The organism is Streptomyces sp. NPDC087428 (assembly GCF_044744085.1).
Classification (GTDB): domain Bacteria; phylum Actinomycetota; class Actinomycetes; order Streptomycetales; family Streptomycetaceae; genus Streptomyces.
The window spans coordinates 362,810-383,650 of record NZ_JBIUXR010000001.1 but is presented as its reverse complement, the minus strand read 5'-3'; the positions used below and the strand labels follow the sequence as shown (position 1 = coordinate 383,650).

Here is a 20,841-nt window from a genome sequence, read left to right as displayed (position 1 = left end):
CAATTTGCGTAATAAGGAGATACTGTGTGGCAGGAGCTGATTTCCCCCTGGCTGAGCACTCTTGAGGTCGGCGAGCCGGCTGGTGAGGCTGATCTCTACAGGGCGGAGAGCATTCTGGGGCACCCACTTCCATCTGTTTTGCGACAACTCCTGGTTGAGTTCGATGGTGTGGCTGACGAATATGGGACCGATGTCGTGTGGTCGACTCAGCAAATCGCGGATTCTAATCTGGAGTTCCGCAACAGCGGCGAGTTCGCCGAACTCTATGCACCCTTCGACCGACTGCTGTTCTTTGGTGATAATGGGGGTGGTGATCAATTCGCTCTTCAAGTTGGGGCGCTGGGGGATGAAGTCCTTGTGTGGGATCATGAAACTGATGAGAGAAGTGTCGTGGCGCCTTCGCTCCCGACCTATGTTTCTCAAGCCCTGGCCTCTGACGGGGGCGATTGGTATCGCTGAGCAGCCGCTCCTGGGGCGGCAGTATCCCGCTGCCGCGAGCGCGTTCCGGCCGGCATACCGCAGGCGGAGTACGCCCGGGGATCGCCGTACGCCCTGAGGAGGCCGGGGACCTCCCCCTGGGGGCAGCGTGGGCGGGGTGGTGTCCCGCTTAGGCTCGACACATGGAGACCCCTCACGCGCGTACGTCCCGGTGGCGGCGCCTGCTGCCTCGCAACCGAGGCCGGTGGGCGGCCGGTGTCGCCGCGCTCGTCGTGCTGGCCGGGGCGGGCACCTGGACCGCCACCGCCGACGAGAGCTCGCCGGCCGTGCACCGCCAGGACCGGATGATGCGCATCGACGGGGTGTCCATCGACACCTCGTACTTCACCACCGGCGGTTCGCGGCGCCGGCCCGCGGTGCTGATCGGGCACGGTTTCGGCGGCAGCAAGGCCGACAACCGGGCGCAGGCCCAGAAGCTGGCGGCGGACGGGTACGCCGTGCTGACCTGGTCCGCCCGCGGCTTCGGCAAGTCCGGCGGGAAGACCTCGATCAACGCACCCGGCGCCGAAGTGAAGGACGTCTCCCGGCTGATCGACTGGCTGGCGGACCGGCCCGAGGTACAGCTCGACGCCGCGGGCGACCCGAGGGTCGGGGTCACCGGCGCCTCCTACGGCGGAGCGGTCTCGCTCCTCGCCGCCGGGTACGACCGGCGCGTCGACGCCATCGCCCCGGAGATGACGTACTGGAACCTCGCCGACGCGCTGTTCCCCGACGGGGTGTTCAAGAAACTCTGGGCCAGCCTCTTCGTCACCACCGGCGGCGGCTGCCGGAACCTGGAGAAGCAGCTCTGCGAGATGTACGAGCGGGTCGCCGTCAATGGGAAACCGGACGCCGCCGCCCGCGCGCTGCTCACCGAGCGGTCGCCGAGCGCCGTGGCCGACCGCATCAAGGTGCCGACGCTGATCATGCAGGGGCAGACCGACTCCCTCTTCCCGCTCGGACAGGCCGACGCCATGGCGAAGGCCATCAAGGCGAACGGCGCGCCCGTCTCCGTCGACTGGGTCGCCGGCGGACACGACGGCGGCGACAAGGAGCCCCAGCGGGTGCGGCAGCGGGTCGGCAACTGGTTCGACCGCTACCTGAAGGGAGACCAGGGCGCCGACACCGGCCCCGGGTTCCGCGTCACCCGGACCGGCGGCATCGACTCCACCGACGGCGCCGCCCTCACCCGCGGCGCGAGCAGCGCCACCTACCCGGGGCTGACCAGCGGGGAGGAGCGGATCGAGCTGCGGGGACGGCGGACGCAGACGTTCGCCAACCCCGCCGGCTCCAGCCCGCCCGCCCTCTCCGCCGTGCCCGGCACCGGCGGCGGCCTCGCCCAGCTCTCCACGCTCGGCGTCGGGCTCTCCGTCGACTTCCCCGGGCAGAACGCCCGCTTCGAATCCGCCCCGCTGAAGACCGCGCTGCGCATCACCGGCTCGCCGACCGTCCGCGTGAACGTGAAGGCGGGGCACGGCGACGCGGTCCTGTTCGGCAAGGTGTACGACGTGTCGCCGGACGGCAAGCAGCAGGTGCTGCCCTCCCAGCTCGTCGCCCCCTACCGGATCACCCCCGACCATCAGGGCAAGCCGCTGACGCTGACGCTGCCCGTAGTCGACCACGAACTCGACTCCGGGCACCGGCTCCGGCTCGTGCTGGCCGCCACCGACCTCGGTTACGCCTCCCCGGCCGCGCCGACCACGTACACCGTCTCCCTCGACGGCCCGCTCACCGTCCCCACCGCACCCGGCCTCACGACCGCCTCCGCCGCCCTGCCCTGGTGGACCTGGGGGCTGCCGGCCGCCGCCGTCGTGATCGCCGCCGCCCTGCTGCTCACCATGCGGCGCCGCACCGCCGGCCCCGCCCCCGACCCCGTACTCACCGACGTACCGCTCCAGATCACCGGCCTGTCGAAGAAGTACGCCGGATCAGCCGACCGGTACGCGGTCCGGGAACTGTCCTTCCGCGTCGAGAAGGGCCAGGTGCTCGGGCTGCTGGGACCCAACGGCGCGGGGAAGACCACCACGCTGCGCATGCTGATGGGGCTCATCACCCCCGACGACGGAGAGATCCGGGTCTTCGGGCGGGCCATCCGGCCCGGGGCACCCGTGCTGTCACGGGTCGGGTCCTTCGTCGAGGGCGCCGGATTCCTGCCGCACCTGTCCGGCCGCGCCAACCTGGAGCTGTACTGGCGGGCCACCGGACGGCCCGCCGCGGACTCGTACATCGAGGAGGCCCTGGAGATCGCCGGGCTCGGCGACGCACTGGCACGGGCCGTCCGCACGTACTCGCAGGGCATGCGGCAGCGGCTCGCCATCGCCCAGGCCATGCTGGGCATGCCGGACCTCCTCATCCTCGACGAACCGACCAACGGTCTCGACCCGCCGCAGATCCGCGAGATGCGCGACGTAATGATCCGGTACGCGGCCGGCGGCCGGACCGTCATCGTCTCCAGCCACCTCCTGTCCGAGGTCGAACAGTCCTGCACCCACCTGGTGGTCATGGACCGGGGCCGGCTCGTCCAGGCGGGCCCCGTCGCCGAGATCACCGGCTCGGGCGACATGCTGCTCGTCACCTCGGCGGACGAGCTCACCGAACCCCTCGTGGAGAAGATCGCCGCACTGCCGGGCATCGGCTCCGCGGTCCGCACGGACGACGGGCACGGGCTCCTGGTCCGGCTCGACGGGGTGACCTCACCGCAGCTCATCGCCGAACTGGTCCGGCTGGACGTGCCGTTGACCGGCGTCGGGCCGCACCGCCGCCTGGAGGACGCGTTCCTCACCCTGATCTCCGGAGGCTCCGCATGAGTACCGCAGCCGAAGTCACCGAGGCCCCGGAGGCGCCCGGGTACCGCGCCCGGCGCACCCTCCCGCTGCGGGTGGAGGCCGCACGGCAACTGCGCAGACGGCGCACCCTGCTCATGGGCGGGGTGCTGGGCGCGCTGCCGTTCATCCTGATCATCGCGTTCGCGATCGGCGGCACCCCGGACGGCGGGCCCGGGGGCAGCGGCCGGCTCACCCTGATGGACACCGCGACGCAGTCCGCCGCGAACTTCGCCGCGACCTGCCTGTTCGTCTCGGCCGGGTTCCTGCTCGTGGTCCCGGTGGCGCTGTTCTGCGGCGACACCGTCGCCTCCGAGGCCAGCTGGTCCTCGCTGCGCTATCTGCTGGCGGCGCCCGTGCCCCGGGCGCGGCTGCTGTGGAGCAAGCTCGTCGTCGCGCTCGGTTTCAGCCTGGCCGCGATGGTGCTGCTGCCGCTCGTCGCCCTGGCAGCGGGAGCCGCCGCGTACGGCTGGGGGCCGCTCGAACTGCCCACCGGCGGCGCGCTCGCGACCGGGGACACCGTGCCGCGGCTCGCGCTCGTCGTCGCGTTCATCTTCGTCTCCCAACTCGTCACCGCCGGACTCGCGTTCTGGCTGTCGACCAGGACGGACGCCCCGCTGGGAGCGGTCGGCGGCGCGGTCGGGCTGACCATCGTCGGAAACGTGCTGGACGCCGTCACCGCGCTCGGCTCCTGGCGCGACTTCCTGCCCGCCCACTGGCAGTTCGCCTGGGCGGACGCGCTCCAGCCCGACCTGGAGTGGGGCGGCATGGTGAAGGGCGCGGCGGTCTCGGTGACGTATGCCCTGATCCTGTTCGCTCTGGCCTTCCGCGGGTTCAGCCGCAAGGACATCGTGTCCTGACCCCGATGTTCCGCTGAACTCCCGCCCTTCGTTGCCGCATCGAGATCCTTCCGCAACGTCCTCGTCGGCTCCCGCGGCCCCGCTCGCACGTCACATCCACACGTGGGACACGACGACGTGGGGGGTACGGGATGGAACGCCGGACACGGATGTACCGGGGCGCGCTGGGGCTGCTCCTGGCGGGCGGGGTGCTGCTCACGGGCTGCTCGGGCGAGGGGGCCGGCAGCAAGAGTTCCACCGCGGACCGCCGGGGCGCGCCCGCGCCCGCACCGGCCGCCACCGGCGGAGCCGCCGAGAACGGTGCGAAGAACGGTTCCAAGGATGGTGCGCACAGGGCGGACGGGCTGAGGGAGTCCGCACCGCCCGACTACCTGTCCACCTTCGCCCTGGACGTCGACACCGCGTCCTACGGATACGCGCGCCGCACGCTCACCGACGGCAGGCTGCCGGAACCGGAGACCGTACGGCCGGAGGAGTTCGTCAACAGCTTCCGCCAGGGCTACCGGCGCCCGAAGGGCAACGGCTTCACGGTCTCCGTCGACGGGGCACGGGCCGGCGCCGAGGGCGGCGACTGGTCGCTGGTACGGGTCGGCCTGGCGACCAGGGCCGCGCCGAGCGGCGCCGAACGGCCGCCCGCCGCCCTCACCTTCGTCGTCGACATCTCCGGCTCGATGGCCTCGCCGGACCGGCTCGGCCTGGTGAAGACCTCGCTCGGCATCCTCACCGACGAACTGCGCGACGACGACTCGGTCTCCCTGGTCACCTTCAGCGACGAGGCGGAGACCGTGCTGCCGATGACCCGGCTGCGGGACCACCGCGGAAGGGTCCACGACGCCGTCGACTCGATGGAAGCCACCGACTCCACCAATGTGGAGGCAGGCGTCCGGCGCGGCTACGAGGAGGCGGTGGACGGCCACCGCAAGGGCGCCAACAACCGGGTCGTCCTGCTCTCCGACGCACTCGCCAACACCGGGGAGACCGACGCCGACGCCATCCTCGAACGGATCGGCTCCGCCCGCCGCGAGTACGGCATCACCCTCTTCGGGGTCGGCGTCGGCAGCGACTACGGCGACGCGCTGATGGAGCGGCTCACCGACAAGGGCGACGGCCACACCACGTACATCGCGGACGAGGAGCAGGCCCGCAAGGTCTTCGTCGACCAGTTGCCCGCGCACCTCGAACTGACGGCGCGCGACGCCAAGGCGCAGGTGGCCTTCGACCGGAAGACCGTCGAGAAGTTCCGGCTGATCGGCTACGAGGACCGCGAGGTCGCCGACGAGGACTTCCGCGACGACCGGGTGGACGGCGGCGAGATCGGCCCGGGGCACACGGTGACGGCGCTCTACGCCGTGCGTCTGCGGGACGGCGCCTCGGGCCAGGTGGCCACCGCGACGGTGCGCTGGCTCGACCCCAAGTCCCGGTCCGCGCACGAGGAGACGGGGTCGGTGGGGACCGGGGCGATCGAGGGGAGGCTCTGGGGCGGCGACAGCACCCGGCTCCAGGTGACGGCGGTGGCCGCCTACTTCGCCGACACCCTGCGCGGCGGCGGGCTCCCGGGCGCGCCCGGACTCGGTGAACTCGCCTCCAGGGCCAAGGCGCTGGCCGCCGCGACGGAGGACGACTCGGTGGCGAGACTGGCCACCGCGATCGGCCGCGCGGTCCGGCTCAAGGGCGGCCACGAGGACACCGGAACGGGCACGGGAGAGGGCGAGATGGACTGACCCCGGCCGCCCGCACAGAGGACGGGGCCGCAGCGCCTCTTCGCTCGTACAGCAGCGGCTCTTCGCTCGCACAGCAGCGGCTCGTCGGCCGCACAGCAGCGACCCTTTGGTCGCACAGCAGTACGAAATCGGGCTGTGCGGCCGGGTCCGCTACGCCATGATGAGCCCATGGCCTCCCTGTCTCTCGCTCTCGCCGTGATCACGACCGGTCTCTACGCGGGCTTCCTGCTGATGTTCCTGATCGCGATCATGCCCGGCCTCGCGGTCCTGCCCGACGGCGACTTCACGGCCGCGATGCGGCGCCTCAACGAGAAGGTCCCCGGGCCCGTGTTCCTGGTCGTCTTCCTCGGCGTGATCGTCTTCCCGGCCGTCGCGCTCTTCGCCGAGAAGGACGTATGGGGCCGGCCGTACCTGGCCGCCGCGCTCGTCTGCGCCATCGGCTCGCACCTGGTCACGATCGCGGGCAACATCCCGCTCAACAAGGCGCTCGCCGCGGCGGAATCACCGTCGGAGGAGTCAGGGACGACAGCGCGCGAGGGCGAAGGCGAGGGTGGCGACAGCGCGGCCCGTACCGCGTTCGAGGCCCGCTGGAACATCCTCCACCAGGCCCGGACCGCGCTCTCGCTCGCCGCCTTCGTCCTGCTGACCGTCGCCGCGAACTAGCCGGTCAGGCCCGGTCCCCTGGGAATCCGGGCCTGACCGCCGTGCCTCACGCCAGGTGGAACACCTCGGTGAGCGGCACCATCGCGTCGTCCGCCGCCTCCGGCTGCTCGAAGAAGTCCGTCAGGTTCTCCGGTGGGTGCAGTGACGCCGGGGGATCAGAAGTCGAACTTGTCGATGTTCTTCTTGTCGAACACGGTCGGCTTGCCGAGGATGACCTCGCCGTCCTTGCCGATCGTGTACTCGCCGAGCTTGCCCGCCTTGAACTTCTCGCCCTCCGCGCCGGTGATCTGACCGGACGCCAGCGCCGCAGCGGCGTACGAACCGAGGTATCCGAGCTCCTCCGGGTTCCACAGCGAGAACTGCTCGACGGTGTCGTCCTTGACGTACTTGCGCATCTGGTTCGGCGTGCCCAGGCCGTTCAGCACGACCTTGCCCTTGTACGAGGAGTCGCTCAGGTAGCGGGCGGCGGCCGCGATGCCGACCGTGGTGGGCGAGATGATGCCCTTCAGGTCGGGGTAGGCCTGCATCAGGCCCTGGGTCTGCTGGAACGACTTCTGGTCCGCGTCGTCCCCGTACGCCACCTTCACCAGCTTCATGTCCTGGTACTTGGGCAGCTTCAGCTCGTCCTTCATGAAGTCGATCCAGGTGTTCTGGTTCGTCGCGTTCTGAGTGGCCGAGAGGATCGCGATCCTGCCCTTGTAGCCGATCTGCTCACCGAGGTGCTGCACCAGGCTGCGGCCGATCTCCTCGGAGCTCGCCTGGTTGATGAAGAGCTGGCGGCACTCCTTCGCGGTGTCGGAGTCGTACGCCACGACCTTGATGTTCTTCTTCATGGCCTGCTTCAGCGGGCCGCACACCGCGTTCGGGTCGTTGGCGGCGACCAGGATCGCGTCCTGGCGCTGCTGGATCAGCGTGTTGATGTAGCTGACCTGGGACGAGGCGCTGGCGTCGGACGGGCCGACCTCCTTGCCCGTACCGCCGTACTCCTTGGCCGCCTCGATCCCCGCGTCGTCGACGATCTTCTCGTACGGGTTGTTGATCTGCTTGGGCAGGAAGGCGAGCTTCAGCCCCTTCTTCAGCGCCGCGCCCGGATCGGCCTTCGCCGTGGCCCCGGCCTTCGTGGACTCCTTGTCGGAACTGTCCTTCGTGGTGCCGGAACAGGCGCTGAGGGCGAGGACGAGCGAGAGCGCGGTGGCGGCGGTGGCGACGGCGCGGCGCCCAGCGGCATTGCGGAGCATCATGGCGGCGGTGTGCCTTTCGAGGAGGGTGGGACGGGAAGAGTTACGGGCGGGCGCCGGCGGCGCGCCGGTGCCGTCGTTCGACCACGGCCGCGATGACGCGTGGGGTGAGGACGGACGCCACGAGCAGCAGACCGGTCACGATGACCTGCACCTCGTTGGCGACGTCGTTGAGGGTCAGCAGGTTCTTCAGGATGCCGATGAGCAGCACCCCGGCGACCGCGCCGAAGAGCGTGCCCTTTCCGCCGTCGAAGTCGATGCCGCCGAGCAGTACGGAGGCGATGACGAGCATTTCGAAGCCGAGTCCGTTGTCGGCGCGGGCACTTCCGTAGCGGAGGGTGAAGACGATCCCCGCGAAGGCGGAGAACAGCCCGGTGACGACGAACAGCAGCAGCTTGATCCGCTTGACCCGGATGCCCGCGAAGTACGCGGCCTCCTCCTGCGCCCCGATCGCGAACAGGGAACGCCCCAGGCCGGTCGCGTGCAGCACGATCGCGGTGATCACGGCGAGCACGATGAACAGCAGGACGGGGTACGTGAGGAAGGTGCCGGGCACGGTGGTCGTGTCGACGGCCCAGTCGGAGTACGTCTGCGGGAAGTCGGTCACCGCGTCGCTGCCGAGCGCCACCGAGGCCAGGCCCCGGTAGAGCGCCAGGGTGCCGATGGTGACGGCCAGCGACGGCAGCCCGACCCTGGTGACCAGCCAGCCGTTGAGCAGCCCGCCGGCGACGCCCACCAGCAGCACCACGGGCACGATCGTCTCGAACGCCCACCCCGCGTCCCACAGCGCACCGGTCAGCGCACTGCCCAGGCCCAGCATCGAGGCGACCGACAGGTCGACCTGTCCGGCGACCACCAGAAGCGTCATCGGCAGGGCGATGAGGGCGACTTCGGCGATGTCGTTGAAGGCGAACGCGAGGTTCTCGCCCGAGCCGAAGCCGTCGGTGGTGCCGAGTCCGGCCACGACGACCGCCACCAGGAGCGCCCCGACCGCGGTGTCCCAGCGCAGTGCCAGGCCGCGCAGCGAACCCTTCGTCCTCACGGGCCCCCGCGGGGGTGCGGGCACCGCCTTCTCGGTCTCAGGCGCCATTGCCATGCCGGGCGCTCCTCTTCCTCAGTGCGGCGGTCATCCGCAGGTTCACGATCCGGTCGATGCTGATGGCCAGGAGCAGCAGCGCGCCGGTGATGGCGCCCTGCCAGAACGAGTCGACCTTCAGGACCACCAGCACGCTGCCGATGGTGGTGAGCAGCAGGGCGCCCAGTGCGGCGCCCCAGACCGTTCCCGTGCCGCCGGTGATGGCGACACCGCCGACGACGACGGCGCTCACGACGGTCAGCTCCCAGCCGTGCGCGTTGTCCGCGACGACCGTGCCGAACCGGGCGAGCCACAGCGTGCCGGCGAAACCGGCGACGGCCCCCGAGAAGGCGTACGCGGCCAGGATGCGGCGCCGGATCGGCACCCCGGCGAGCACGGCGGCCTCCGGGCTCGACCCGATCGCGTACAGCTCGCGCCCCGAGCGGTAGCTGCGCAGGAAGTACGCGGTCGCGGCGAGCAGCACCACGGTGATCAGCGGCAGGTAGGGCACGCCCAGGAGGCTCCCGCTGCCGAGCCCGAGGATCTGGTCGGGGACCTCGGCCGCGCCGATCTGGTCGCCCTGCGCCCACCAGTAGTCGACGCCCTGGATGATGTAGAGCATGCCGAGCGTCACGACGAGCGCCGGCACCTTGCCGAAGCTGACGAGCGCGCCGGAGACGAGCCCGCACACCACCCCGATGGCGATGCCCAGCAGCATGACGGTGAGCACGCCGTGATCGGTGCCGGCCACGAACTTGCCGCAGGCGAAGGCGGAGAGCCCGACGACTGAGCCGACCGACAGGTCGATGTTGCGGGTGATGACGACGGCCGACTGGCCGACCGCGAGCAGCACCAGGATCGAGGAGTTGAGGAGCAGGTCCTTGATGCCCTGGTCGGAGAGGAAACGCGGATTGGCCAGATAGGTGCCGAGGATCAGCAGGACCAGCGCCCCGGCGATGGAGATCTCGCGGGCCCGGAAGACCGTGTCCACGAGCGAGGCCGCGCTGCGCGCCGGCGCCTCGGGGCCGCTGTCCGGCGGGCTTGCGACGGTGGTGGTCATGCCGCTTTCCTTTCGCCGAGTCCGGTCGCCGCCGCCATGACCGTCTCCTCGGTGGCTCGCGTGCGCGGGAGTTCGGCGACGAGCCGGCCCTCGTGCATGACGAGCACCCGGTCGGCCATGCCGATCACCTCGGGCAGGTCGGAGGAGATCATCAGCACGGCGAGCCCTTCCGCGGCCAGTGCGGAGAGCAGCCGGTGGACCTCGGCCTTGGTGCCGACGTCGATGCCGCGGGTGGGCTCGTCGACGATGAGTACGGAGGGTTCGGTGGCCAGCCACTTGGCCAGCACGACCTTCTGCTGGTTGCCGCCGGACAGGACCCCGACGGTGTCGGCCAGCCGGTTGTACTTGAGCTGGAGGCGCAGCGCCCAGTCGGCGGCCCGGTCGTGCTCCAGGGCCCGGCTGACCAGTCCGCCGCGGCGTACCTCGCCGAGCCCGGTGAGGCCGATGTTGCGCTCGATCGACATCTCCATGACGAGCCCGCGCTGCCTGCGGTCCTCGGGTACGAGGGCGAGCCCTGCGGCCATCGCGGCGGTGGGCGAACCGGGGCGCAGCGCGGTGCCGTTCACCCGCACCTCGCCCGCGTCGGCGCGGTCGACGCCGAAGACGGCCTGGGCCACCTCGGTACGGCCGGCCCCGACGAGCCCGGCCAGCGCGACGATCTCGCCCCGGCGCACCTCGAACGACACGTCGTGGAAGACGCCCTCCCGGGTCAGCCGGCTCACGGAGAGGGCGACTTCGCCGACGGCGGCGTCCTGCTTCGGGTAGAGGTCGTCGAGGTCGCGGCCGACCATGAGCCGCACGAGGCCGTCCTCGGTGAGCCCGTCCAGCGGCTCGGAGGAGATCCACCGGCCGTCGCGGAGGGTGGTGACGCGCTGGCACAGCTCGAAGATCTCGTCCAGCCGGTGCGAGATGAACAGCACGGCCGCACCCTCGGCGCGCAGCGCCCGTACGACGGAGAACAGCCGGGCCGTCTCGCTGCCGGTGAGCGCGGCGGTCGGCTCGTCCATGATCAGGACGCGGGCCTCGAAGGACAGCGCCTTGGCGATCTCGACGATCTGCTGGTCGGCGATGGAGAGCCCGCGGGCCGGCCGGTCGGGGGCCAGGTCCACCCCGAGCCTGCGCATCAGTCCCGCGGTCGTGTCGTGCACGGCCCCGCGGTCGATCCGGCCGAACGAACGCCGGGGCTGGCGCCCCATGAAGATGTTCTCGGCGATCGACAGATCGGGGAAGAGCGTCGGCTCCTGGTAGATGACGGCGATACCGGCATCGCGGGCGGCGGCCGGGCCGTGGAAGTCGACGGGCTTCCCGTCGAGCAGTACGACACCGTTGTCAGGTCGGTGCACCCCGGCGAGCGCCTTGATGAGGGTGGACTTTCCCGCGCCGTTCTCCCCGGCGAGTGCGTGCGCCTCACCGGGGAAGAGTTCGAGGGATACGTCCTGCAAGGCCCGTACGGCACCGAAGGATTTGCTCACACCCTTCAGCGCCAGAACCGGGACCGGCTCCGGGGCCGAGTCCGGGCCCTTGGCGGACTTGTTCATGAGGGGCTCCTGAGCGGTGGACCGAGCCGGCGGAAGGCCGTAGGGACCCACACGTCGTGAAAGGTTTCAATCGGGCTCCTCGGAAGCTAGACGGGGATTGCAGGCGTAGTCAATGGGTGGGTAGCGGGAATTTGCTGAGGTTGAAGGGAGGTGTGAAGGGAAAATGGATGCAGACGGGTCGCGTGGGTATGAGTCCCCGACGGCACCTTGACGGGCCAGTTCTTTTCCGTCGTGGTGAATCGATTCACATACGTGGCTGCCGCACCGGCACAGAGCCCCCGTGCCGCTGCCGCGGGAGCGGTACGGGGGCTGACGCGGGGTCTTGCGAGGGCCTCGCGCGGGGGCTTGCGCGGGGGCGTCGCCCTCAGCGGGCGAGCCGGCCGAGCAGGGAGCCGGCGGCCACGATGCCGACCGCGGCGGCGAAGGCCAGTACCCCGAAGTCCAGGCCGAGATGGGACGGCGTGCCGATGAGCAGGCCGCGCAGGGCGTCGACCTGGTAGCTCAACGGGTTCACCTTGCTGATCGCCTGGAGCCAGCCGGGCATCAGGGCGACCGGGTAGAGCGCGTTGGAGGCGAAGAACAGCGGCATGGTGATCGCCTGCCCGATACCCATCAGCCGGTCGCGGGTGAGGACGATCCCGGCGATCGACATCGACAGGCACGAGAAGAACGCGGAGGCGAGCACGACCACCACGACCACGCCGAGCAGGTGCAGCGGGTTCCAGCTCATCCCGACGCCGAGCAGGGCGGCGATCACGATGACGACGACGGCCTGGATCACGGCCTTCACCCCGGCGGCGAACGCCTTGCCCGTCACGAGGGCCGACCGGGGGGTCGGCGTGACCATGAGTTTGGTCAGGACGCCGGAGTCGCGCTCCCAGATGATCATGATGCCGTAGAAGATCGCGATGAACATGGCCGACTGGGCGATGATCCCGGGCGCGAGGAAGTCGAGATAGGGGACGCCGCCGGTGGGGATGGCGTGGATACGGGAGAACGTCGTGCCGAAGATCAGTAGCCAGAGTGCCGGCTGAACGGCGCGGGTGTAGATCTCGGTGCGGTCGTGCAGCAGCTTCTGCAGCTCGACGGCGCACATCGCGCCGATCCGGGCCGGCACGACCTGCCAGCCGGTGCGGGGCGGTGGCGGGGTGAGCAGCAGGGCGTAGCGCGGATCGGGCTCAGCCGCGGCGGGTCGCGGTGCTGCGGGTGCGGCGGACATCGTTGAACGCTCCCTTCTCTTCCTCGGACCCGGGGTCGTCCAGTCCGCTTCCGGAGTGGTACCGGAAGACGTCCTCCAGGGACGGCGGCGGGGAGGTGGGTTCGCCGGATTCCCGGCGGTGGGCGACCAGTTCGTCCTTGAGCTCGGTGGGGGTGCCGAGCGCGCGGAGTCTGCCGAGGTGCATCAGGGCGAGCCGGTCGCAGCGGCGGTCGGCCTCGTCCATGGAGTGCGTGGTCACCAGCACGGTCATCCCGGTGCCGGTCCGGATCTCGTTGATCCGGTCCCAGACGCTGTCCCGGGCGATCGGGTCCAGGCCGATCGTCGGCTCGTCCAGGATCAGCAGGCGAGGGGCGCTGACCAGGGCCTGCGCCAGTTCGAGGCGGCGCACCATGCCGCCGGAGTACGTGGCGGCGAGCCGGCGCGCGACATCGCAGAGGCCGACGGCGTCCAGGGCCTGGGCGACCCGTGCCGCGCGCTCACGGCGGGGCACGTCGTACACCCGGGCGAAGAGCTGGACGTTCTCCAGTCCGGTGAGCCCCGCGTCGGCCGACAACTGCTGCGGTACGTAACCGAGCAGGCGCCGCACCGCCATCCGCTGCCGGGCCGCGTCATGGCCGAACACCTCGACGACCCCGGTCGGCACGGGCAGCAGGGTGGTGATGGCGCGCATGGTGGTGGTCTTGCCCGCGCCGTTGGGGCCGAGGAGCCCGAACACCTCTCCGGGCCGGACCAGCAGGTCGAGGCCGTCGACGGCCTTCGAGCCGCCGAAGCTGTAGGTCAGCGCGGTGCAGCGGACAGCGGGCGCGGTTTCTGTGGTCACTCGGTCTCATCCTCCTCGCGCAGCGACGCGGCGAGTCTGCGCAGGGCCGGGAGCGCGGCGGCGAGTGCCGTGCGGTCGTCGGCGTCGAGTCCGGCCAGGTGCCGGCGGAAGAGCGCCTCGCGGCGGGCGTGCCACTCGCGCAGCTTCTCCACCCCCGCGGGGGTGGGGTACAGCAGGGCGGCCCGCCCGTCTCCGGGGTCCTTCTCCCGCCGCAGGAGTCCCTCCGCGACCAGGTGGCTCACCAGCGTGCTGGCCGAGTTGGCCGCGAGACAGAGGCTCCGTGCGGCCGCCGAGACCCGCACGCCGGGCTCGGTGGCCACCAGCCGCAGCAGTTCGGCGTGCGCCCCGCGCAGCCGGGGAGCGGACAAGCCGTTCCACAGTCTGCGCCGGGCGAGCCGCTGGATGCGGGGCAGAAGTCCGGCGAGCTCATCAGAGAGATCGCTCGCCTTCACCCGTTCATTTTAGCTCTGTATGCGAGCTAATGTCGTTGTTTTCCCGCCCGCGAACCGGTCGCCGACTTCACGCCCCCGCCGCCGTGGCCCCGCGGTCCGGGGCCGTGCGGGGGCTGTACGGGGTCGTGGTGGGCTGTGCGGCGGACCGCGCGGGCTGTGCCCGGTCCGGGAGAGCTCCAGGGAGAAATACCCGTCAGGACTCGCGGGCAACCGCACCCGGACGGGCTGTCGCCCTCCTCGTCAGGGAGTCCGTCCAGCCTTACGCCGTCACTACGCCGTGCCCGCTAACGTCCCTCCGACCAGCAAAAAGGCCCTCCCGAAGGAGGGCCCGGCATCGGCTGGGCTGAAGCGCCCCCGGCAGGACTCGAACCTGCGGCCAAGCGCTTAGAAGGTGTGCGAGGTTTAGCGATGTGCTGACCTGCGTTTTCGCAGGTGGCGTCTGGCCAATCTAGGGAAAGGCGCTTGGTCTATTTCCGGAGCAAGATTGGCGGGGAAGTGGCGTCCGCCCCGAACCCCACGGTGGGGGCTCGGGGCGGTTCTGCGCCGTCGCTCCGCCATCTGGGCGGATCGGCCAACCTCGCGCGAGGGTGCCTGCGGCGGTGCAGGTATCGGTGCCGTACCCAAACACTCCATGATCAACCGTTTTAGGGTCAACCCTAAAGACAAACGATCATGAGCGGGCGAGCGTTGGCGGGTGCACCACCAGCCCATGCCGCCCGACCGCGTCCACGCCAGACGACGGGCCATCGGCGAACACATCCGCACCGCACGACTCCACGCGAACCTCTCCCAGGAGCAGACCGCGCAGGGCGCCGGCCTCGGGCTGGCGTCGTACAACCGCATCGAGCAGGGCCACGCTTCCCCACTGCTCGACAACCTCATCCGCATCGCCGACGCCATCGGCGTGCCGCTCGCCGACCTCGTGCGGGAGTAGGCCTGCCCGCACCCCGGCCGGCGCCGGCCTCGGGTGCGGGCGGGAGTTCAGCGGGGCCACTCGGTCCCGGGCCGGTCCCACGATGGGCGCATGTAGGGGTTGTAGTGCGGCCCCTCATGGTTGGGCGGCAGGGTGCAGCGGCCGGCGCCGTCAGGGTGCTCTGCCCAGCAGTGGCCCGGGATGGGGACCGCGGGCGGCGGTGTGTAGATCGGCGCCATCATGACTTCTCGTCGTGGAGTGGGTTGCCGGGGGCGGGGGTGACGCGCAGGAAGTACGTGGCGAGTGCGCGGTAGCCGCGGTGGTTCGGGTGTCGGCCGGTGTGGCGCAGCGCCCAGTCCTCCGGGGAGATTCGGTCCTCGGTGACTGTCGAGGACTCGCGGCACGTGGTGCACTGCGTTTCGTACATCGGGCTTGAGGCGCCGGGCTCTCGGTCGACACCGATCGCCCAGTCCGCGTGGCGGATCACGGACCGGGGGCTCACCGGCCCGCCTCGGCTCGCGCGGTGCACGCTGCGGTGTCTGCGCAGGCCCGGGGGAACCAGGAGTACGCGGCACCGCGGTTCGGCCGGGCGCGCTGCTCACCCAGGTCGACGTCCAGCCCGGCCGCGAGGGGGTGCCAACACCAGACGCAGCAGCAACCCCGCTGCTGCTGCTCCGTCAGGTCTGCGACTGGTGGTAATGCCCTCATGGTCATGGCGTCCCCGGCTCGTCGGCGGTCTGGTACGACGAGCGTGCCGGGTGGCGCGGCGCGCAACGCTCACAGTTCTGTGAGCGTGTGAGTAGATCTACAGGCCGATCCAGGCAGCCATGTGACCGAGACTGTCTGGGGTGCGGCGCGCCGAGTGGAGCAGCCCGGTCACAGTCTCGCAGGTGCGGGGGTGGTAGCGGGTTTGCTCCGGTGCTGCCCGCCGAGCCTCAACGAGGTGGCGCAGAGCGGCATCCGTGTGCCCAGTCTCCATCTCAACCATTGCGCGGTCGACGAGGAACCGGGCGCGCCGTGACGTCAGTGTGACTGCCGGGAGTTTCATCGTGCGTGCTTGCCGCAGCGCGTCGTCGTACTGCCGCATGGTGATCGCGGCGCCCATCTCGTGCAGGGACACATTCATCTGGCCGAAGGACAGCCAGTGCACCTCCCGGGCCTCGCCGCCGACACGGCGGGCCAGGTCGCGGGCGGCGGTGATGTGCTGCGCGACGGCGTCACCGTTTCCTGCTCGGGCAGCCACCGCGGACGCGCCGAGGTGCAGCTGCCCGGCGACTGCGAGCGCTTCCCGCGAGGACTCGCCAGCAACAAGAGCATGGCCGGCGTCGACCAGCCGGCGTCCCAGATCCTGCCCTGACTGGGCGTGGCCGAGCGCGCGCTTGTACTGGCGAATCGCAGCCAGGCACGGGTCGGAAGCGCGCTCAGCTGCCCAGCCCATCCTGTCCAGGGCAACGACGGCAAGGTCAGGGAATCCTGTCTTGAGCGCGATGTCGTGGGCCGTGCGGTACGTGGATGCGAGGGCCTGCCACGTTGACGTAGTCGGCGCAGTTCGGGCGGCTCGCGTCAGCGCGGAGATGACCGCGGGCAGCTCGCGAGCAGCCGCCCGCAGGTGCGTGGCCCGGACCTGCTGGCAGATACGGTCCGCGTCGGCCACGAGCTCCCCGACTGGCCGGTCCGTCATGGGCTCGGGGTCGAGGTCGTACAGGTCGAGGGCCTCGCGGATAGGGCGTACCAGGGTGACGAGGCGCCCGTGCTGCATGTCGGTCGCGTGGAGCGGTCCTTGGAGGCGAGACGGGTCAATACCCAAGGCTGTGGCAACCGCGGTCACGAAGGCATCGCTGGCCGGGCGGGCTCCGCACTCCACCTGGTTGAGCAGGCTGTAGGAGTACGGGATGCGCGCGGCCAGTTCTCTCTGGCTGAGATGTGCGAGTTTTCGCTGCTCTCTGATGCGGGCACCCGTGCGGCCGTCGTTCGGTGTGGGCATACTGGTACCTCGTTCCTGACTCGTCATCTGGAACGGTACCCGCGCGGTCGTGCGCTGGATCCTGCATTGCCCCCGATTCCATCCGATCCGGGGGCGGTTGCATGTCCGGGGCTCGACGGGTGGGATGGCGGCATGACGACTCTCTACCTACTCGGATCTGCCGCACCGCCCGTCCTGGAGATCGCCTCAGTGATCGAGGACGCCCAGGCGCGCGGTTACGACGTGTGCCTGGGCCTCACTCCGTCGGCTGCGCGCTGGCTGGGTCCTCAGTTGGCGGGGCTGGAGCAGTTGACTGGGCACCCGGTGCGGTCCGAGTACAAGGCGCCGACAGCGTCTGATGCGTGGCCTCGCGCAGACGTGGCGCTGTTCGCCCCGGCCACGTTCAACTCGATCAACTCGTGGGCGCTGGGGCTCACGAGCACGTTTGTCGTTGGCTTCGCGGCCGAGGCGATCGGGAAGAAAATTCCGCTTATCGCGATGCCCTGTGTGAACGCTGCCTACGCGCAGCATTGCGCGCTCGACCGGAGCGTGGCTGAGCTGCGAGGAATGGGGGTCACGGTGCTGTATGGCCCTGGTGGGTTCGAGCCGAATCAGCCGGGCGAACGCCACCCCTATCCGTGGCATCGCGCCCTGGACGTGGTTGACGACGCACGACAACGCCCCCTGCCCCGGCCGTAGCCGGGACAGGGGGCGTGTTCAGCGGAGCAGGGCAAGGACCCCAGTAGCAGTGCCAGCAACCCCGGCCAGCACACCGATCGTCGGCAGCGGCCACCGCGCACGTTCGAGTGTTCGGAGCCGCTGCTCATGGTCGCCGAGGTCAGTGCGGATGTCCCGCGTCTCGCTGAGGATGCCGTCGATCTTCGTCTCCACGCGGGTCAGGCCGTCGCTCAGGGATCTCAGCTCCTGATACATCTGCGTCGGGGGGATGTACACCCCCGGGTCCTGCGGCGTCACCGGCTACACCACCCGCGACGCCGGGTCAGCGGCCGCGGGCAGTGTGGACGCGGTGCCCTTCCGGCCAAGGCGCCCAGCCACCCAGCCCTTCCCGGCGGCCAGGACCAGCGCGGCCGGCGCCGCCCACCACACCGGCAGGTCTGCCACCTCCACCGCGACCAGGCCGACGGCGGCCTGAGCGCCCGTCCAGGCTGCACGCTCGCCCATGTCCAGCAAGAGCTTCGCGTTCACGGGTCAGGCCCCCTTCTTCAGGATCGCGAGGGCCACGGTGAGGTCCCTCTGTACGGCCTCGACCCGGCCGTGCATGTCGGGTATCCGCTTGCCCGTGGCCTCCAGCGAGGCCGCGTCCTGGGCCTCGTTGCGGTAGGTCCAGGGCGACTTCGCCGCGTTCTTCTTCAGCTCGGCGACGTCGGCCGCGATCTGGTGCAGCAGGGCTTCCTGGGCAGGGGTCATGTCGTCCTCCTTGGGTGAGCTGTTCCAGCTCGCGGGGTGGGCGAGCCGGGTTTCGATCCGGGCCCGCATGCCGGCCATCGTGAAGCCGCGCGGGTCGACCTTGCCGGGCTGCCACTCGAGGTGGCCGATGACCGAGGCGGCGCCCCAGCCGTAGTAGCGGCAGATCGCGGCGGCCGCCCGCTCGATCGAGTCCAGCTGGACGGCGGGCCAGGGGTCCTTGCCGTCGCCGAGGTTCTCGCACTCGAACCCGAAGAAGTGCCGGTTCCCGTCGGTGTTCGCCTCGTTGTCGGCGGGCAGCGGGCGCTCGGCGATGACGGCGGCCAGGACGTCGCCGTCGCCGAGGCCCGCGTGGTTGGTGCGGCCGTAGCCGACGAGGTAGACCCGCCCATCCTTCGCGATCATCCCGTGACACAGCGGGCCCGGCAGGTCCGCGTACCCGTCGCGGACAATCCGCACAGTGGCGGCCGTCCCCTCGGTCACGGTGTGGTGGATCACCACCCCGTTGACCGGGCCCCAGGCGCCCTTGTGGTTCCGGTTGTGCTCCCGCCAGCTCCCCTCCTGTACGACAGTCAGCCCTTCGGCCAGGAGCGCCTTCAGGAAAAAATCTGCCGGCATTGGGTTGGCCATCGGTCAGCCCTCCACTGGCAGGTCGAGTGCGGCACGGACCGCGGCGTCCTTGGACTCGAGGAGCTTGCGGAGCGCCACGCTCGTCTCCGGGTCCCGTGGCAGCGTGGTATCCAGCCGGTAGGCCAGCTCGAAGAACGGCTTCGAGACGGCCTGGAGGTGCGCGGGCAGGTGGTCGAAATCGAAGTACTTCAGGATCGGCGCGGCCATCAGGTCTCCAGACATGACGAAGCCCCGGCCTGGTGGCTCGGGGCGTGGGGTGGATCAGGGGTTACACGATCGGTTCGTACACCGCTGCCATGAGTCGGCAGTGCGTGGACACCGCGGTGACGGTGCCCGTGCTGGCCGAGGTGCGGGCGGCGCAGAGGCGCAGGGTGTGGGTGCCGGCGGACAGGTTGGGGATGTCCCACTGCTGTGACGGTGTGCCCTGGGCGCCCGCCGTGACGTCGCCCCAGCGGCCGAAGCCCGGCACGGTCGCTCCGTCGAGGGTGAGCTGGACGGAGCAGAAGGCGTTCGCCGACAGGGCGGTGGAGCCGACCAGGAAGTTCGCGGCACCGTCGGCGATGATGCGCGCGCCCGCGGTCTCCACGACGAGGGTGATCTCGCACCCGGGGATGACTGTCGTCGTTCCCGTCACGGTGAGATCGCTCGTCGAGGTGACGGTCACGGGCTCGGGCCTGAGCCGGGTGAGCTGCCGGGCCGTGACGGTCTGCCCTGCGTAGATCGGCATGGGGTGCCTCCGTTCAGAGCGCGGCGCGCATCGGGTGGGCGAGGGACAGCGGCGCGGGGGCTGCGTGCGGCTTGACGATGCCGTTGACGGATCGGGTCACCGCGAACGTCTGGACGTTGCCGAGGGTGGTGAAGTCCCCCCACGACGCGACCACGGGCAGGGTGTTCGTGTTCGCCGACGACAGGATCGACCGCATGCCCAGCGACCCGGCCGCGGTCAGATCGGTGTCGGTGGTTTCCAGCTGCCAGGCGTCGGGCTCCGGGCTGTCGTCCTGCCACGCCTTCCCCCGGAGTGTCGACCCTGCCGTCTGGAACCGGATGCGGAAGCGGCGACCGGCTGCGTGGGTGAGCCCGGTCGTGTTCTGCACCAGGAAGGTTTCCGTGCCCCCGACTCGTTTCCGAAGGGTGAGGATCACGGCCTGCGTCGTCGAGAATTCGAGCCGGGCCAGGTACATGTTGGAGCCGTCCGCGTACCGGGCGACGAGCGAGGGGAAGTGCCCGCCGCCGCCGGCCAGAGCGTCCGTCGACACCGATGCGGTGAAGTCGACGTCGGCGGCCGGGGCGGGCAGCAGACAGTAGCGGCTGCTGTTGATGCTGCCGAGGGATACCAGCCCGCGGCCGAGGTACGCGGCGCGGACTGCGGCCGCGTACCGGTAGAACGCCTCGGTGCGCGCCCCGCTGTCACGGATCGCTCTGGTGTTCGCCCCGGGGAAGAAGGAGTCCCGCAGCGCTCGGGACATCTCCAGCTGCACGCCGGCGCCCGACGACGTTCGGTTGCAGATGTTCGCCGGGTCGGTCCCTCCGATCTCTGACGGCGTCGTGATGACCCGGAATCCGGCCGCTGTGAGGGTGGCGGTGAGGGATGCGACGAGTGCTGTGTCGAGGCCTCCGAGCGCGGTCTCGGGCACGCCGTCGGTGCCGACGAAGCCGTGGAACGACAGGCAGCGTCTCGTCGCGGTGACCAGGGCGACCGCGAGCGGCTCGTCGAAGTTCGTCGAGGTGATGTGCAGGTCACCATTCCCGGACGTTTTCAGGCCCTGGAATTCGTAGTACGCCATCCTCGCACCGGCCTGGGCGACCTCGCGGGCCATCTCCCCGGACCCGGTCTCGATGCCGCCGCCGTGGATCGCGATGGACGACCACGTGGCCCCGGCCGGTGCGACAGCGGTCCGGGAGTACGCAACGCCCTCCACCTCGGCCGCGGCCAGGGCGCCGTAGTTGGCGTAGAGATCCGCCATG

Annotated in this window: 22 protein-coding genes; 7 read left to right on the top strand and 15 right to left on the bottom strand. The window is 70.6% G+C overall.

Annotated elements, in window-relative coordinates; all coding sequences use genetic code 11:
- The first annotated feature begins 24 nt into the window (after positions 1 to 24).
- The 5 genes from ACIO3R_RS01780 to ACIO3R_RS01760 all read left to right on the top strand — a co-directional run bounded on the left by ACIO3R_RS01780 (position 25) and on the right by ACIO3R_RS01760 (position 6,543).
- Positions 25 to 459 carry an SMI1/KNR4 family protein gene (locus ACIO3R_RS01780; protein ID WP_402102251.1) on the top strand — a complete coding sequence of 145 codons (435 nt, stop codon included), beginning with the start codon at positions 25 to 27 and terminating at the stop codon, positions 457 to 459.
- Between the two features lie 161 nt (positions 460 to 620).
- A complete protein-coding gene (locus tag ACIO3R_RS01775; RefSeq protein WP_385032277.1) occupies positions 621 to 3,284 on the top strand; it encodes an alpha/beta fold hydrolase in 2,664 nt (887 codons plus the stop codon).
- On the top strand, positions 3,281 to 4,159 hold the full coding sequence (locus ACIO3R_RS01770) for an ABC transporter permease (protein WP_363029751.1): 879 nt from the start codon (positions 3,281 to 3,283) through the stop codon (positions 4,157 to 4,159). The genes ACIO3R_RS01775 and ACIO3R_RS01770 overlap by 4 nt, the downstream gene beginning before the upstream one ends.
- A gap of 131 nt (positions 4,160 to 4,290) precedes the next feature.
- Positions 4,291 to 5,880 carry a VWA domain-containing protein gene (locus ACIO3R_RS01765; protein WP_402102247.1) on the top strand — a complete coding sequence of 530 codons (1,590 nt, stop codon included), beginning with the start codon at positions 4,291 to 4,293 and terminating at the stop codon, positions 5,878 to 5,880.
- A gap of 168 nt (positions 5,881 to 6,048) precedes the next feature.
- Positions 6,049 to 6,543 (top strand): DUF1772 domain-containing protein, encoded by a 495-nt coding sequence (locus tag ACIO3R_RS01760; RefSeq protein WP_402102244.1) that lies wholly within the window; start codon positions 6,049 to 6,051, stop codon positions 6,541 to 6,543.
- A 155-nt stretch (positions 6,544 to 6,698) separates the two neighbouring features.
- On the opposite strand, the gene rhaS is transcribed toward ACIO3R_RS01760, so the two are convergent.
- From rhaS to ACIO3R_RS01725, 7 genes are all read right to left on the bottom strand, one after another.
- Positions 6,699 to 7,784, bottom strand: a complete 1,086-nt coding sequence (gene rhaS, locus ACIO3R_RS01755) for a rhamnose ABC transporter substrate-binding protein (protein WP_385032286.1) — start codon at positions 7,782 to 7,784, stop codon at positions 6,699 to 6,701.
- 40 nt (positions 7,785 to 7,824) lie between these two features.
- Positions 7,825 to 8,877 carry an ABC transporter permease gene (locus ACIO3R_RS01750; protein ID WP_402102240.1) on the bottom strand — a complete coding sequence of 351 codons (1,053 nt, stop codon included), beginning with the start codon at positions 8,875 to 8,877 and terminating at the stop codon, positions 7,825 to 7,827.
- Positions 8,861 to 9,916 (bottom strand): ABC transporter permease, encoded by a 1,056-nt coding sequence (locus ACIO3R_RS01745; protein WP_363029739.1) that lies wholly within the window; start codon positions 9,914 to 9,916, stop codon positions 8,861 to 8,863. Before ACIO3R_RS01745 ends, ACIO3R_RS01750 begins: the two co-directional genes overlap by 17 nt.
- On the bottom strand, positions 9,913 to 11,454 hold the full coding sequence (locus ACIO3R_RS01740) for a sugar ABC transporter ATP-binding protein (protein WP_402102237.1): 1,542 nt from the start codon (positions 11,452 to 11,454) through the stop codon (positions 9,913 to 9,915). Before ACIO3R_RS01740 ends, ACIO3R_RS01745 begins: the two co-directional genes overlap by 4 nt.
- A 364-nt stretch (positions 11,455 to 11,818) precedes the next feature.
- Positions 11,819 to 12,673 (bottom strand): ABC transporter permease, encoded by an 855-nt coding sequence (locus tag ACIO3R_RS01735; RefSeq protein ID WP_385032297.1) that lies wholly within the window; start codon positions 12,671 to 12,673, stop codon positions 11,819 to 11,821.
- On the bottom strand, positions 12,633 to 13,493 hold the full coding sequence (locus ACIO3R_RS01730) for an ABC transporter ATP-binding protein (RefSeq protein ID WP_385032300.1): 861 nt from the start codon (positions 13,491 to 13,493) through the stop codon (positions 12,633 to 12,635). Before ACIO3R_RS01730 ends, ACIO3R_RS01735 begins: the two co-directional genes overlap by 41 nt.
- Positions 13,490 to 13,945: a MarR family winged helix-turn-helix transcriptional regulator gene (locus ACIO3R_RS01725; protein ID WP_385032303.1), complete on the bottom strand. Its 456-nt coding sequence runs from the start codon at positions 13,943 to 13,945 to the stop codon at positions 13,490 to 13,492. Before ACIO3R_RS01725 ends, ACIO3R_RS01730 begins: the two co-directional genes overlap by 4 nt.
- Positions 13,946 to 14,654: 709 nt before the next feature.
- On the opposite strand from ACIO3R_RS01725, the gene ACIO3R_RS01720 reads away from it, so the two are divergent.
- Complete coding sequence (locus tag ACIO3R_RS01720) at positions 14,655 to 14,879, top strand: helix-turn-helix domain-containing protein (protein WP_402102232.1); 225 nt, start codon at positions 14,655 to 14,657, stop codon at positions 14,877 to 14,879.
- A gap of 217 nt (positions 14,880 to 15,096) precedes the next feature.
- Here ACIO3R_RS01720 and ACIO3R_RS01715 read toward each other — a convergent pair whose 3' ends face one another.
- Together ACIO3R_RS01715 and ACIO3R_RS01710 are read right to left on the bottom strand one after the other, a co-directional pair.
- Positions 15,097 to 15,360: a hypothetical protein gene (locus ACIO3R_RS01715; protein WP_402102229.1), complete on the bottom strand. Its 264-nt coding sequence runs from the start codon at positions 15,358 to 15,360 to the stop codon at positions 15,097 to 15,099.
- Positions 15,361 to 15,663: 303 nt separating this feature from the next.
- Positions 15,664 to 16,842, bottom strand: coding sequence for a helix-turn-helix domain-containing protein (locus ACIO3R_RS01710; RefSeq protein ID WP_402102226.1), 1,179 nt, complete (start codon positions 16,840 to 16,842; stop codon positions 15,664 to 15,666).
- 132 nt (positions 16,843 to 16,974) lie between these two features.
- Here ACIO3R_RS01710 and ACIO3R_RS01705 point away from each other — a divergent pair, with 132 nt between their 5' ends.
- Positions 16,975 to 17,520, top strand: a complete 546-nt coding sequence (locus ACIO3R_RS01705; RefSeq protein ID WP_402102223.1) for a flavoprotein — start codon at positions 16,975 to 16,977, stop codon at positions 17,518 to 17,520.
- Positions 17,521 to 17,538: 18 nt separating this feature from the next.
- Here ACIO3R_RS01705 and ACIO3R_RS01700 read toward each other — a convergent pair whose 3' ends face one another.
- From ACIO3R_RS01700 to ACIO3R_RS01675, 6 genes are all read right to left on the bottom strand, one after another.
- A complete protein-coding gene (locus ACIO3R_RS01700) occupies positions 17,539 to 17,796 on the bottom strand; it encodes a hypothetical protein (protein WP_402102221.1) in 258 nt (85 codons plus the stop codon).
- Between the two features lie 3 nt (positions 17,797 to 17,799).
- Positions 17,800 to 18,027, bottom strand: coding sequence for a hypothetical protein (locus ACIO3R_RS01695; RefSeq protein WP_402102218.1), 228 nt, complete (start codon positions 18,025 to 18,027; stop codon positions 17,800 to 17,802).
- A 3-nt stretch (positions 18,028 to 18,030) separates the two neighbouring features.
- Complete coding sequence (locus ACIO3R_RS01690) at positions 18,031 to 18,876, bottom strand: N-acetylmuramoyl-L-alanine amidase (protein WP_402102215.1); 846 nt, start codon at positions 18,874 to 18,876, stop codon at positions 18,031 to 18,033.
- Between the two features lie 3 nt (positions 18,877 to 18,879).
- Entirely contained in the window at positions 18,880 to 19,083 is a 204-nt protein-coding gene (locus ACIO3R_RS01685) for a hypothetical protein (RefSeq protein WP_402102212.1), read from the bottom strand.
- A gap of 61 nt (positions 19,084 to 19,144) precedes the next feature.
- Positions 19,145 to 19,603, bottom strand: a complete 459-nt coding sequence (locus ACIO3R_RS01680) for a hypothetical protein (RefSeq protein ID WP_402102209.1) — start codon at positions 19,601 to 19,603, stop codon at positions 19,145 to 19,147.
- 13 nt (positions 19,604 to 19,616) lie between these two features.
- Positions 19,617 to 20,840 (bottom strand): poly-gamma-glutamate hydrolase family protein, encoded by a 1,224-nt coding sequence (locus ACIO3R_RS01675; protein WP_402102206.1) that lies wholly within the window; start codon positions 20,838 to 20,840, stop codon positions 19,617 to 19,619.
- Between the last annotated feature and the right edge of the window lies 1 nt (position 20,841).